We start from the raw sequence: 13,492 nt of genomic DNA on the forward strand, positions 1-13,492 counted from the left end.
CTACACTGACGCCTCTTTTGCGAATTCGTAAAACTCTATACGAAATAGCAGCACGAGGGAGTTATAAGCACTTTTGTTAGTAAAGAAGCTCCACAGAAGCCATCACGTTTAATGTATTAGATTTAAGGTCGCATAGTATAAACAAATGCGTCGTAAAGCCCAATGACAAATATGAACAATACCGCAACCAATATGGCTAACGCCCAGCAAAACTTACCGCCTGTATTCATTGGGTTGCCCATGTGGCAGCACAGCCACTGGCCAAATTCATGGTTTGCCTCATTTCCCAAGGCACAAAGCCAGCTTATCCATTACGCCCATGAATGTAATACCGTTGAGGGTAATACCACTTTCTATTCCCTTCCCGATGCAGATGCAGTAGCGCGCTGGGCAGATTCGGTACCCCCACACTTCTCATTTACTTTCAAATTCAACCAGCAAATCACGCATGTAAATCAACTACAGCATTGTGAAGATGAAATACGGCAACAGTTGTCACTGCTCGCGCCTCTCAAGCACAAGCTCGGCGTGATGATGGTTCAACTACCTGCTAGCTTTGGTCCTGACAAATTGGCTGTGCTAGATGCATTTTTAAATCACATTCCAGCCTCTATGGAAGTGGCTGTAGAAGTGCGACATAGGCAGTTTTTTGCTAAGTCAGATGCTGAAAAAGCATTTAATCAACTGCTGATTAAACACAAGGCAAACCGCATCATTATGGATACCAGAGCCCTATTCACAGGACCAATCACCAGCGAGATAGTGAGAGAAGTAAGAGGTAAGAAGCCCAAAGTACCAGTAAATGTAATTGCTACCGGCCAAAAGCCCGTAGTGCGCTTTGTGGGCAACGATAACGAGGCGGACAATACAGCGTGCCTTCGTCCTTGGGTAAGTAAAATTCATCAATGGCGTATTGAAGGCAAGTCGCCCTACTTTTTCTGCCATCGCCCAGACAATAAAGATGCACCTTGGTTAGCATCTTTGTTTATCAGTTTGTATAACGAGGCCTATCCGGATTATTCTCTACCGACATTATCCATGGCAAAGAACCCTCTTCAGGATGATTTGTTTTAGGCGAGTAGTCATTTTACATGCAGGCTTAAAGCGCTTTATAAATTGGATATTCTGGATACACCACCAGATGAAAGACTGGACGCAATCACTAAGAATGCTCAGGATTTTTTCAAATGCAAAATTTACTTAGTGAGCTTAATCGCAGATGATAGGCAGTGGTTTAAATCTCGCCAATGCTTAGACGTCAGTGAAACACCGCGAAATGTCTCGTTCTGTACCTATGCCATTGCGGAAGAGGAATACCTTATTGTACCTGATGCAAATGAGGATGACAGATTTGCGAACAATCCATTGGTAAAAGGAAAGCCATTTATCCGCGCGTACGCGGGTACTATCCTGCGCTCTACAGATGGTTATGAACTAGGCACTCTGTGCGTTATTCATGACTCTCCTAGGCAGTTCAAAGACCTTGATATTACCATGCTGCGTCACTTTGGTCTTCAAGCTGGGGCTATTTTGCCCCACGCGATTTTACTCCAGCCGATTTTGCCCTAGGCGATTTTATTCCAAGCCATGGGGCTCTCACTTCCCCCTTCTTTAACGAAAGTCAGAAGCGTCCAATTCGTGCTTTTTCATCAACTTATGCATATCGGTGCGATTCCTTCCCGCTAAATCTGCAGCTCGAGTAACGTTTCCGTCGGTCATTTTAAGCAGCTTAAACAAATACTGTTGTTCGAAAGCGTCTCGCGCTTCGGTCAGCGTAGGCCAGCTCTGCTTTGTGGCAGATAAAGCTTGTTCAACAAGATGTAAAGGCACTATAGGAGTTTGCGTTAACGCCACACACTGCTCAACCACATTCACTAACTGTCGCACATTACCCGGCCAAGAAGACGTCACCAACTGCTGCATAGCATCATCTGAGAACTGGCTTACGTCAACACCATGACGCTGAGCGCTTTGTTGCAATAAAGAGCGCGCAAGCAATGGAATATCTTCGCTACGAGATTTTAAAGACGGAAGTTTTAGGTTAACCACATTCAGGCGATAATAAAGATCTTCTCTAAATGTTCCCGCTTCCATTTCTTTATGCAAATCTTTATGAGTCGCTGATATTATTCGAACATCAATATCGACTTGCTTACTGCTGCCCACGGGGCGAATCTGACGCTCTTGCAATGCACGCAGCAATTTAACTTGAAGCGTCATTGGCATATCACCAATCTCATCTAAAAACAGCGTACCGCCATCGGCCTCTTTGAAAAGACCTGCATGAGCGGTAACCGCGCCAGTGAAAGCGCCTTTAGCATGACCAAACAGCTCCGACTCAAGAAGGTTTTCAGGCAACGCGCCACAGTTTATAGCAACAAATGGCTTGTCATTGCGGTTGCTCGCTTTATGAATAGCATTAGCGAGAAGCTCTTTACCCGTTCCGCTGGCCCCGCTAATTAATACCGACACTTCACGCTGAGCAATGCGAAACGCTTGATCAAGCACATTCAGCATTTCCGGCGAGCGAGTGATTATTTCTTTTGCCCAATCTCCTGGCTTAACGGCCTGTGATTGGTTAAGCGCCTTTTGCAACAGAGCGCGAAGCTCTTCATGTTCTACAGGCTTAGGTAGAAAACCAAATATGCCGCGCTGTGTAGCCTCAATGGCATCGGCAATGGTGCCATGAGCGGTCATTAAAATAACGGGAATATCCTGCCTAATTCCCATAATCTCTTCAAATAAGCTTAAGCCGTCTAAACCAGGCATTCTTAGATCGCTCAGCACAACGTCGAAACTATTGCCCTTTAGTTTTTTAAGTGCGCTTTGTCCATCTTCAACTGCAGTGACGTTATACCCTTCACCTTCAAGGCGAATTGTTAGCAATCGAAGTAGACTTTTATCGTCATCAACCAACAATAAGTCAGGATTGTTATTTGCCTTTTCACTCATTGTTGCGCACTCCTATTTTTATCCATCAATGTCGCTTCTATTTGTAATAATTCTTCAAGTTTCTTACGTAAGCTATCTATCTCGTTTTGCAGTGTTATGAGCTTTTCGCCGCGAGAGGTATTTTCTTTTTCCAACACTACCAGCGCAGACTCAAATTGCATTAATTGATTATTTTGAGCGCCTGCAATTACGTCAATAACTTTCCGGCTCTGTGGTGTAAAGCGCGGGGATATTTCATTGAACGCTAGCTGCGCTCGCAGTTTATTCTGGTAGGGGGTATCGTTCATAAGCGTGAGGATATAAGCGTGTAAGCGGTCGTAGTCACTGTTTGTTAACGTGGCTAAGGTTTGCTGACGCTGCGAGAATGGCTGATCAGACGCATTGACCCAAAGCTCTATCCAATGCTTTGCATTACAGTTATGTAAAAAATCTTCCGGTGGATTTTTATAAAAACAAAAAGTACTACCAAGGGCCGTCTCGGTGTGCGTCGGTGACTCGTCAGACGCTTTTTCTTTAACATCAGTCAGGCTTTCGCAACCTACTAAAAAGAATACGGCAATAAAAAAACAACTTAATCTCATTTTACTTTTCCTGTTGCGCAATGCTTATGCTGCATGCTTTGAAAGGTGCGTGCTTTTTATTTTATGTGCTTTGGGCTTTAAGTTCAGCGTTTCAAGTGCTGCGTTTCAAGTACAGCTTTTTTAAACCAGTCTATTCTGTGCTGTACCTTAAATGCTGCACTTTCAATTTTGCGAGAGGGAAACCCGAAAGCAGACATCCGCATAGTCTACCTCTACCACTTGAACATCGCCATGCATAAGTCGCGCGCAATCTGCAACAATCGATAACCCTAAGCCCGTTCCGATGACGTTATCATTGCGAGGGTCACTGCCTCGAATGAAAGGTTCAAACAGGGTTGTAACTGATTCTGGAGAAATTGGCTTGCCGTGGTTGGCTACATCAAGTATAAGCATATCTTCTTCAGTGCTCTCTCCTGTGCTTTTGCTCATGTAAACCTTGACGAAAATAGGTCTGCCGACAGCACCATGCGCTACCGCATTTGACACTAAATTATCCAAAACACGACGGAAGAGCTCTTCATCAAGAAGAGCCTCATCAACCTGCACATCAACAACAACTTCTCTGTTTTGAATAGCGAGTGCATAGTCCTCAATGCACTCATCTATCAGCGTCTGCGGCTTATAAAGCACCAGTTTGGGCTGAGCCTGCTGCAGTAACAAATTGTAGTCTAATAGTTTTTCAACCAAAGTGTTGAGCCGTTGAGTGCTGCCACTTAGCAAAGACAGTACTTCTCGCTGATTATCGTTTAGATCGCCCACCACATTTTCAGATAACAGGCTGCAACCTTCCTTGATGCTGGCTAGAGGGGTCTTTAATTCGTGGGCCGCATGGCGCAACAAAGCCGTTCGAATATGCTCAAGTTGCTGAAGGCGGCCGTATAGCCAATGCAAATCTTTCTCTACATCAAGTAATTCTTTGGGCGCGTGGCGAGTTAGGGGTGGCAATTCGCCTTTGCTGTGGGCCAGTACACGAATTATTTTTTTGAGGTTATTTACGGGGTTAACAATAAGCTGACTGCCTAACAATATCAGCATTAAAGAAACACTAACCAGCATAGCAGTAGACCATGCTTGCTTTGCCTGCATCGCGTTCAGGTCGCTCTGCTGCAGTGCCACTCGCTCGGTGATAACCCGTTCAACATCTGCTCGAAGCTGCCTAACGCTGTCTTTGATAGTTGCGAGATAAGCATTTAGCAATAATTGATCTTCAATGTTTCGATAGTCTGCCAGTTGGTCGATTTGTGTGGTCAAAAAGCTACACACCTCGCTAGTGCCAAGACCTTGGCACAGGTTATCTGCCGCCAGAGCAAATTGCTCTAATGCATTGTCTGAGATGGCGGCCACTCTTTCACTTTTTAGTACAGAATATTGTCGAATACTTCGTTCAACATCCACCACGGCGTTATCAAGTTGCTGAACATCACCTACAATTTCAACTACAAAGCGAGTTTCCAACGTTGTCATTTGGCCAACTTTGGCTAAATCGCTCTGGCTTTGCCACAGCAGCGCAATAAGAGGAATTAGGGCTAACACAAAACTACCTAGTGTTAACTGCCTCAGAGAACCTAGCTGAACTATACGTTCGCTTAAGGAAAACTTTTTAACCAGAGTCCTACCCTCTTCATTTTTCTGCTGCTTTGTTACAGCGAATGTTGATATCAGCGCAAATTAGTATTCACTGACATTACTACTTCTTGGTGATTTTACTACTGTTCTTGCTATTGCTTTTACTACTGCTTAAGCGCCGCGGTAACACTATTATTCGCTTCATTTGCCTTAGGTGTAAGCTTACTTTTTGCTAACTCTTTTTTCGTGAGCTTGCCATCTTCGTTATCGTCAATTAAGCCAAAATTTCGCAATAGTTCGATGTGTTGGACAGCTTCTTTAAGCGAAATAAAACCGTCCTTATCTTTATCAAGCTTTTGCATCAGCGTGTTGGCCGGGCTTGCGCTTACCGACGCCACAAAAGAAACCTGCAACATCACAACTGCTGACAGCGTAAAAATTTTTCTACCTGAAATCTTCATTCTGAATCCCTCGCAATAGATAGCTAACCAGTACTTAGTCAGACTTAGCCAGATTCGCGCCACATTATAGAAAAATTAAAATGTACTTTAATATCAGGATCTTGGATTCATGCAAAGAATTAGCCGCACGGTTATGTGTTGCTGATTAGAAACACTTTTTTATATGTAACCCTTACGACTTAAATTGCTTTTCGTCATAAAATGGCGCCAGACTGAGTAGCGTTTTTAAAGGAACAGGTTTACTGAACATAAAGCCCTGAACGTTATCGCAGCCGTGCTGGCGTAAATAGTCCCACTGCTCGTAGGTCTCTATTCCTTCAGCGCATACTGTCAGCGATAGACGTTTTGCTAAATCAATAATAGCGCCGGTTACTAACCTGCTGCGTTCAGAGGTTTGAAGCTCCATCACAAACTGTTTATCCACTTTTAACGTGTCGATAGTTATCTGGGTAAGGTAACTCAGTGATGAATAGCCCGTACCAAAATCATCTAAGGCAATGGAACAACCCATATTACTCATTCGTCTGAAGAACTTATTAGACAGTTGGAAGTTTTCGAGATAAGCACTCTCTGTTACCTCAAACTCCATGTTTTCAGGATTAACATCGTAAACGTTTAATGTGTTGTATATGTAGTCAAAAAGCTGTGCGTTCCTGAGATCGTGTCCCGATAAATTCACCGACACTTTGAAGTTTTGTGGAGCCCAATGTTTAATGTCAGGAAGGTCTATACACACACGTTTGATTATCCACTGGGTAATAGCGGTAATCTTGCCGCCTTGCTCAGCAATGGGGATAAATTCATTGGGCATTACAAGCCCAAATTCCGGATGCTGCCAACGTATAAGGGCTTCAGCGCCAATAACATGACCGTTGTTATCAACTTTCACCTGATAATACACAATGAATTCGTCCTCGCGCAGTCCTTGCTCAATGCCATTTGCAATCTGAAGCTTGCGCTTGTGTGACTCAACCATATCTGGTGTAAATAGTGTATAGCTTCCACGCCCCCTCGCCTTCGATCTGTACATTGCTAGATCGGCGTTACTCATCAGGTCGCTAAGCTCAAAATTCGCATCGCTTGCTTTTGCAACACCAACGCTTATTCCTACTGTCAGAGAGAGGCCTTGCATCTCAAATGGCTCATCAAATGCAGACAATAAACGTATCGCTAACTGCTCAGCGGCGTAGTCGCTTACCTCTCTATCAGGAAGAACGATAAACTCGTCACCACCTAAGCGAGCAAATAAATCATCATTTCGCAAAAGACGCTGCACTCTATCGGCAACCTCAATTAAGATAAGGTCGCCGGTCTCATGACCTAATGAATCATTTATTCCTTTAAATCCATCTAAGTCGAAAAACAACAGCATCATGTCTTCGTCGTTTCGCTTGGCTCGCGCTAGTTCAAGCCTGAGGTTATCAAGCACGTATTGTCTATTAGGTAGCCCTGTTAAACTATCGTAATTGGCTAGTCGGGCCATAGTTTCTTGTTGGTCAAACAGGGTTTGTTTCTGTTCAAAATTTATCAAAAGTTCTACTTCAATTGTATCGAGCAGACTATTTATATTTGAGCCTAACTGTCCAAATTCGTTTTGTGAGGAAATTGAGCTTCGCAGTGCATAATCTTTTGTTTCAAAAAGGTCCTGAGTGAACCGCTTTAATTCAAATAATGGCGTAATAAGACGGTGGGTCACCAACAGACAAATACCCACGCAGAGCAATCCTATGACCAGAATAAGGAAGAATTGACGCACCAGCGTTCTTGCACTTTGCTCAGGTATGGCAGCTTTAGCGTCAGCATGAATAACAACGTGTCCAAGGGGGTAAGTACTCGTTCCTACAAGATTATGAGTAGTAATAACATCGTTGGAATGCAGGGTTACGCCGTAGGGAATATCGCGGGGTGAAGAGGGAATCGCTGAGCCATAATCAGACTCTTTTCTCAATGCTACAGACGTAATCGCTTTATAATTGGTATCGTAAAGCGTTGCCGATATGAAATAATTGTGTTCTCGCACCGATTTAAATATTAACTCGTACCTGTCTACATTATCTGAACCCGTGTCTGCGAGCACACTCAATTGCGACGCTAAACTATTACTGATTGCACTGGTGTTGCTTTCTACCACTTGCTTCATTAACGCGTTGTGCTCAACTTTATTGATCACAAACACCGCTATAGCAAGGGCACACATCGATATCGCTATCACAATACCCATGGTAATTTTTATCGATTTAAACACCAACACAACCTTGTTCGACGAAATAGTAATGTGAAAGACAGCAAGCGAGTTTACCCGCTAAATGCGTAAAATAACATGTGAAGGAGAGTAAATAACAACTCTTTTAACGCCGCTTTACTACAAACATCAATGAAAAGGCTGAAGCTAGACGTCAGTCTGTCCGTCTTTCACATCCAATTTTGTCTTGATAAATTGACTGTGAGGTACATAAAGTAAATCTGCAATTTGCCTTATGGTACTTTCCTCAAGCGGTGCTAGCGTGCTGTCTGCATAGGCAATCGCCCAAAGGCTGCGAATAATGCTTGCTTTCTCTTCACTACCGCAGTGCGCATTAACGACTTTTGTGAACTGAACGACATCAATGGCATTTTCAGACGTCTCATTCCCTTCTTCTAGTAGAAGGGCCAGGGCTTCGTCATCAATATTCACATGTTTTTTCAGTTGATGTTGATATGCTTTACGCTCATCTTCGGTCACTTCGTTATCGGCATTCACTATTTCACTGAGTAACGCGGCCGTGGCAAGCTCATAAGAATAAGTCGGCTTTTGCTGTTTTTTAGCATCTTCAAACAAGGTTAAAAATTGTTTTAACATTTTAGCTCCTTTAGCGTTAGCGCCTTGTGCGTTATTTACTTTGTAGCCTTAAGCAGATGATAACGAAAGAAGTTATCGTTTAGTGGCCTAAAATTAGCGCTAATGAGGATTAGTGCTAAGCGTACCTATTACCTTTCGACCTCCCTCTTCAAATCGTACCTGCTCACACAACGCATGCACCATTGCTAGCCCTCGCCCAAAAGATTCATCGTTAGTCACATTTTGTAAACTATCCCAACTAAAACCGTCGCCACTATCGAGCACTGACACTTGTATTTTTTGTTCGTTAGGCAAAGACTCAATTCTAATGGTAATACTTGCGTCGCTGAGCTCTTTTAGCGATGTTTCTCTTAAGTCATAGTAGGAATGAAAACCATCAGTAGAGCTTTTCATTTCTGAATCGAGTTTTAACACACCGTGTTCGAGTGCATTATTAAATAATTCTGAAAGCACCGTGTACAAGACAGAGCGGATGCTCTGAACGCCCTCACACTGACCTGCTATCTGCAAAACTCGTTGCAAAATGTCTGGCTGTTTTAATAGCTCAGCAGTAAGAACGACTTCGTGTGAAGAAGGCAAACTGAATTGATTTTTTACTGATGGTAAAAGTTGAAGTGGCTTTGCGGAAAAAATGATAGCTGTAACATCGTCGTCAAAAGAATCGCTAACATTGAACTGCAAGGCCTTCTCGTACAGCGATTGTGCGGTAATGGTTTCACTGTTTAGTAGCATAGTCTTGATAATATCACTAATACCATCTTCCATGAGCATATCGTTATTACCGTTGAACACTTCAATTAAACCGTCGCTAACAATAATAAGCTGCTCACCGTGAGATAAGTGAACGGTGTCGCAGGCAGTGTCGAATTCTTCGTCATCGAAGATCCCAAGAGCCATATGCCGTGAAGGACACTGACGTAACTCTGAGGCCATTTTACCCGCGGTAAGTACAGCCGGCATACCGCCTTGCCATAAAGTAATATGAGAGCCTGTTGAATCAATCTCCCCAATGACTGCTGCCATGAACATGTCGTGAGGGAGAAACTTGAGCAAGATATTATTGAGCTCCCTGGCAATTTCAGACACAGTTACGCCCTGCTGAGACATTTCCTGAAAAGCTCTGGTGACTGGCAATGCGCCTACCGCCGATGCTAAACCGTGACCAGTGAAGTCTCCAACCGCAAAGTAAACGCCACCATTTGGGTTTTTCTCACATAAAAAGACATCACCATTAAAACTTTCTGCAGGTTTAATGTAATAGTCAAAATAAGACAGTACTTGCGGGTCGTTGACAATTGCATTGCTAAAGATATGCTCGACGATAGCGTGTTCGCGAGCTACTCGCTGGTTGAACAGCAACAAGGCTTTGTTTTGCTGCTCAATACGAACGCTCAACGCTCTGATTTTCAAATGCGCTCGAATCTTGGCAATGAGTATGTGTTTGTCGAAGGGTTTGGTAGCAAAATCATTGCCGCCAACCTCTAAACACTTAACCAAGCTGGCCTTGTCTTCCAGTGCAGTAATAAAAAGAATGGGAAGGTATTCTTCTGAGGCATGCTTACGCAATTGTGGTACAACATCAAAGCCACTCATATCTGGCATTACCACATCGAGTAAAATCAGGTCTGGCGCCCCTGATTTAAACTTTTCAATTGCCTGTGTGCCGTTCTCAGCCTCAATGCAGTCGTCATACCCTTCTGCGCTGAGCATATTCAAAAGTAAAATGCGATTGATAGGCTCATCGTCGACAATAAGAATTTTCATAGTACCTATCCTTAATAACAGAAGCATCGAACAGTACCCGAACATAGGATGAGACTTTTTATTTCGTCTTATCTCACTCTATCCCGCCTCACCGTATTTCATCTAGTTATCGGGAGGTACATTACTTCAAAGCGTTAAGACGCTTCTCGCCTTCCTAGCGAAGTTGAAACTTTTTATCAAAGCGAGAAATTTCCAGTATTTTACTCACCTGTGGACGTGCATTTTCTATGCTATACGTGTAGTTGCCCCCCTTGAGCGACTTCTGCATGTTTAACAACATACCTAACGCAGAGCTATCCATGTACACCGTAATAGATAAATCCACAGCGATTTCGTTCGTATTATCAGTCAGATCGCTGTACGCGTTTCTAAATTCTTCAACTTTACTAAAGTCGAACTTTTCCCCCACTTTGATAACTAAAACTTCGCCATCTTGGCGATACTGCGATGTAATTGTCATTAAACCTCCAATGTATTTGGTTGAGAAAAGTTTCATCATCTGTCGTCAATTTTGCTATCCTTAATTTTAGTTCAAGTTTGCAATAAATTCTCAGACAATTTAATTGTCAGAATGACAGTTTTTCTGAAAAATGAAAGGTTAGCTTAAGGTTAGAGGCAGATATGCAAGATTGGCAAGATGCACTTTTGGTCTACAGTACCCAAAGCGGTAAAGTCAAACGAAACGAAAAACCCCAAGCTCGCTCAGTGTCGGACGATGGCATCGTTCGTATTCACCGGGAAACTAAGGGAAGAAAGGGTAAAGGTGTGTCTCTTATTAAAGGGTTAGACATGCTTCCCGCAGACCTAAAGAAATTAGGCTCTGAACTTAAAAAGAAATGCGGTTGCGGCGGTGCGGTTAAAGACGGCGTGATTGAAGTTCAAACCGACGACAGAGAAAAACTTCGCCTGTTGCTGGAAGAAAAAAATTATAAGGTAAAACTTGCAGGAGGATAGCGTCTGCCCCCTCCTACTTTTTCATAAACACATAACAAAAAGAGTCCGAAATGGAAAAGCTGTCAATTTCTGATTTACATATTATTTTGGTAGAGCCCTCTGATACCCAGAGAAAAATCATCACTACCTTGTTGCTTAAAGAAAGTGTTAAGGAAATTGATCCTGTTAGTACATTCGGTGAAGCAAAATCTGCCATTCGCGCACATGGCGCAGACCTTGTCGTTAGCGCTATGTATTTTGAAGACGGCACGGCGCTTGAACTGCTTAAATTCATAAAAGAAAGCGACGAGTTTAAATCTATCCCATTTATGTTGGTTTCAAGTGAAAATCGAATAAGCAAGCTAGAAGAGTTTAAACAGGCAGGTGTGGCAGCCATTCTTCCAAAACCGTTTGAACCGCTGCATCTCTCTAGAGCGCTGAATGCTAGTCTTGACCTCATTAATCACGATGAACTTGATTTAGAGCTTTTTGATGTTCACGACGTAAGAGTATTGTTAGTCGATGACAGTAAGCTAGCCCGTAACCATATTCGCAGAGTACTCGAAGGTATGGGACTACAGAAAATCAAAGAAGCAGTGAACGGGGCTATGGCTCTTACATTTATTAAAGATGAAGCTTTTGACTTAGTGGTAACGGATTACAACATGCCAGAGATGGACGGCAGAGAGCTTTCAGAATTCATCAGGTTCAATCCTGAAACTACGCACATTCCCATTATTATGGTTACATCCGAATCTGCTGACAGTATGCACATGGCAAACATACAGCAAACCGGTGTAAATGCGCTTTGCGACAAGCCCTTCGAGCCTAATGAAGTAAGACAAATGCTTTCAGCCCTGTTAAGTCAATAGCAAAAATTTATTTCAACTTTTTTGCTCAAATAATTAAACCAGCTTGTAAAAAAGAATTGACAGCATTGGGCATTAGACTTACATTCATTGTATGAAAACGAACATACAGCACGTAGCAATTCTATTTTTCGCGTTTACATCCTTATACTAGGAGGGCGCTGCTACATGCAAAAGAACCTCCCTTCAGGGAGGTTTTTTTTTACCACCTATTCAACACAACTTTTGAAGTCATAGATTTAGATTTTTATACGGGAAAATTATGTCAGACAACGCACTAGATACTGTCAGGAAGCGCATTACCGCTCTAGACAGCGAATTACTAAACTTACTGGCTGAAAGAAGAAAACTCACCAACGAAGTTGCAGAAACAAAAATTAAGCATCATATCCCCGTACGAGATCAAAAGCGCGAAGAGCAACTGCTCGTTCGTTTGATTAAAGAGGGGCAGAGTGTAAATTTAGACCCTCACTACGTGACGCAAATCTTTCATGTGATCATTGAGGACTCGGTTCTCAATCAGCAGGCTATGCTTGCAGAGCGCGCTAATCCGGGAAGCACATTACCCCTTAACCGCGTTGCGTTTTTAGGTGACAAGGGGTCTTATTCCTACCTTGCTACCCAAAAGTATTTCTCACGTCGCCCAGGTGAGCTATTAGAGATTGGTTGTCAGAGTTTTGGCGAAATTATTCATAAAGTGGAAAATACGGAGGCTGATTACGCCGTGTTGCCCATCGAAAACACGACATCCGGCAGTATTAACGAGGTTTATGACCAACTCCAACACACACAGTTAAGTATTATTGGCGAGCTAACCCACCCTATCCGCCATACTCTATTAGTTGGTGCAGACACATCGATTGAAAAAATTAAGACGCTGTACGCTCACCCTCAAGTTTTCACACAATGCAGCCACTTTTTAGCAGAGCTTGGCAACGTGGAAGTAAAAACCATGGACAGCACCTCTTCTGCAATGCTCACGGTAAGCGATTTAGCACGGGATGATGTTGCCGCCATTGGTAGTGAGGCCGGTGGAAATCTTTATGGTCTTACGGCGATAAAAAGTAATTTAGCCAATCAGAAAGAAAACCACAGCCGCTTTATTGTGGTGGCAAGAAACGCGGTGACGGTTCCGCTTCAAGTACCTGCAAAGACCACGCTGGTCATGTCAACGATACAAAAGCCAGGCGCACTCGTAGAGGCATTGCTGGTATTAAGAGAAAACAAAATCAACATGACCAAGTTGGAGTCTCGCCCCATTCCTGGCAACCCGTGGGAAGAGATGTTCTATATTGATGTGGAGGGCAACGTTGAGGATGGGCCGGTGCAAACCGCGTTTGCCTCGCTGCAAAGTATCACTCGCTATATAAAAGTACTTGGCTGTTACCCCAGCGAAGAAATAAGCCCTACTAAGGTGGCGGCAGCAAGTGCACTAGCTCAGTAATAGAATATTAAAATGCCAGCCCTTCGATAGTTGGTTGGATAACACATAGCAAAAAGGCGAGGTAGCATTTGCGCTTAAATGCC

The 13,492-nt window shown here is 43.3% G+C and carries 13 protein-coding genes; 5 read left to right on the plus strand and 8 right to left on the minus strand.

All coding sequences use genetic code 11. From position 1 onward, the window contains the following. Window positions 1-162 precede the first annotated feature (162 nt). Together V7R39_RS00100 and V7R39_RS00105 are read left to right on the plus strand one after the other, a co-directional pair. Entirely contained in the window at window positions 163-1,074 is a 912-nt protein-coding gene (locus V7R39_RS00100) for a DUF72 domain-containing protein (RefSeq protein ID WP_334026991.1), read from the plus strand. A 42-nt stretch (window positions 1,075-1,116) separates the two neighbouring features. Further along, window positions 1,117-1,569, plus strand: a complete 453-nt coding sequence (locus tag V7R39_RS00105; protein WP_334026993.1) for a GAF domain-containing protein — start codon at window positions 1,117-1,119, stop codon at window positions 1,567-1,569. Between the two features lie 42 nt (window positions 1,570-1,611). Here the strand turns inward: V7R39_RS00105 and V7R39_RS00110 are convergent, their stop codons facing one another. The 8 genes from V7R39_RS00110 to V7R39_RS00145 form a co-directional block, all read right to left on the minus strand. Further along, window positions 1,612-2,952: a sigma 54-interacting transcriptional regulator gene (locus tag V7R39_RS00110; RefSeq protein ID WP_334026995.1), complete on the minus strand. Its 1,341-nt coding sequence runs from the start codon at window positions 2,950-2,952 to the stop codon at window positions 1,612-1,614. Next, entirely contained in the window at window positions 2,949-3,533 is a 585-nt protein-coding gene (locus V7R39_RS00115) for a hypothetical protein (RefSeq protein WP_334026997.1), read from the minus strand. The genes V7R39_RS00110 and V7R39_RS00115 overlap by 4 nt, the downstream gene beginning before the upstream one ends. Before the next feature lie 162 nt (window positions 3,534-3,695). Continuing rightward, window positions 3,696-5,111, minus strand: a complete 1,416-nt coding sequence (locus tag V7R39_RS00120; protein WP_334028094.1) for a sensor histidine kinase — start codon at window positions 5,109-5,111, stop codon at window positions 3,696-3,698. A gap of 152 nt (window positions 5,112-5,263) precedes the next feature. Next, window positions 5,264-5,560 carry a calcium-binding protein gene (locus V7R39_RS00125; protein ID WP_334026999.1) on the minus strand — a complete coding sequence of 99 codons (297 nt, stop codon included), beginning with the start codon at window positions 5,558-5,560 and terminating at the stop codon, window positions 5,264-5,266. A 172-nt stretch (window positions 5,561-5,732) separates the two neighbouring features. Continuing rightward, window positions 5,733-7,805, minus strand: coding sequence for a putative bifunctional diguanylate cyclase/phosphodiesterase (locus tag V7R39_RS00130; protein ID WP_334027000.1), 2,073 nt, complete (start codon window positions 7,803-7,805; stop codon window positions 5,733-5,735). Window positions 7,806-7,949: 144 nt separating this feature from the next. Further along, window positions 7,950-8,399 (minus strand): tellurite resistance TerB family protein, encoded by a 450-nt coding sequence (locus V7R39_RS00135; RefSeq protein ID WP_334027002.1) that lies wholly within the window; start codon window positions 8,397-8,399, stop codon window positions 7,950-7,952. 99 nt (window positions 8,400-8,498) lie between these two features. Then, entirely contained in the window at window positions 8,499-10,163 is a 1,665-nt protein-coding gene (locus V7R39_RS00140) for an ATP-binding SpoIIE family protein phosphatase (RefSeq protein ID WP_334027005.1), read from the minus strand. Window positions 10,164-10,317: 154 nt separating this feature from the next. Beyond that, window positions 10,318-10,623 (minus strand): STAS domain-containing protein, encoded by a 306-nt coding sequence (locus V7R39_RS00145; protein ID WP_334027007.1) that lies wholly within the window; start codon window positions 10,621-10,623, stop codon window positions 10,318-10,320. 161 nt (window positions 10,624-10,784) lie between these two features. Between V7R39_RS00145 and yciH the strand changes: the two genes are divergently transcribed. The 3 genes from yciH to pheA all read left to right on the plus strand — a co-directional run bounded on the left by yciH (window position 10,785) and on the right by pheA (window position 13,409). Further along, on the plus strand, window positions 10,785-11,117 hold the full coding sequence (gene yciH, locus V7R39_RS00150; protein ID WP_334027009.1) for a stress response translation initiation inhibitor YciH: 333 nt from the start codon (window positions 10,785-10,787) through the stop codon (window positions 11,115-11,117). A gap of 50 nt (window positions 11,118-11,167) precedes the next feature. Beyond that, window positions 11,168-11,968, plus strand: coding sequence for a response regulator (locus V7R39_RS00155; protein WP_334027011.1), 801 nt, complete (start codon window positions 11,168-11,170; stop codon window positions 11,966-11,968). Between the two features lie 259 nt (window positions 11,969-12,227). Next, the gene (gene pheA, locus V7R39_RS00160) at window positions 12,228-13,409 is read left to right on the plus strand and encodes a prephenate dehydratase (RefSeq protein ID WP_334027013.1); all 1,182 of its coding nucleotides are present in this window, start codon (window positions 12,228-12,230) and stop codon (window positions 13,407-13,409) included. The last annotated feature ends 83 nt before the right edge of the window (window positions 13,410-13,492 follow it).

This window comes from Alteromonas sp. P256 (assembly GCF_036864455.1).
Classification (GTDB): Bacteria; Pseudomonadota; Gammaproteobacteria; order Enterobacterales; family Alteromonadaceae; genus Alteromonas.

Coding starts and splice junctions, on each gene's coding strand:
- V7R39_RS00100 (WP_334026991.1), top strand. CDS start 163: ATGACAAATATGAACAATACCGCAACCAATATGGCTAACGCCCAGCAA.
- V7R39_RS00110 (WP_334026995.1), bottom strand. CDS start 2,952: ATGAGTGAAAAGGCAAATAACAATCCTGACTTATTGTTGGTTGATGAC.
- V7R39_RS00115 (WP_334026997.1), bottom strand. CDS start 3,533: ATGAGATTAAGTTGTTTTTTTATTGCCGTATTCTTTTTAGTAGGTTGC.
- V7R39_RS00125 (WP_334026999.1), bottom strand. CDS start 5,560: ATGAAGATTTCAGGTAGAAAAATTTTTACGCTGTCAGCAGTTGTGATG.
- V7R39_RS00135 (WP_334027002.1), bottom strand. CDS start 8,399: ATGTTAAAACAATTTTTAACCTTGTTTGAAGATGCTAAAAAACAGCAA.
- V7R39_RS00140 (WP_334027005.1), bottom strand. CDS start 10,163: ATGAAAATTCTTATTGTCGACGATGAGCCTATCAATCGCATTTTACTT.
- V7R39_RS00145 (WP_334027007.1), bottom strand. CDS start 10,623: ATGACAATTACATCGCAGTATCGCCAAGATGGCGAAGTTTTAGTTATC.
- yciH (WP_334027009.1), top strand. CDS start 10,785: ATGCAAGATTGGCAAGATGCACTTTTGGTCTACAGTACCCAAAGCGGT.
- V7R39_RS00155 (WP_334027011.1), top strand. CDS start 11,168: ATGGAAAAGCTGTCAATTTCTGATTTACATATTATTTTGGTAGAGCCC.
- pheA (WP_334027013.1), top strand. CDS start 12,228: ATGTCAGACAACGCACTAGATACTGTCAGGAAGCGCATTACCGCTCTA.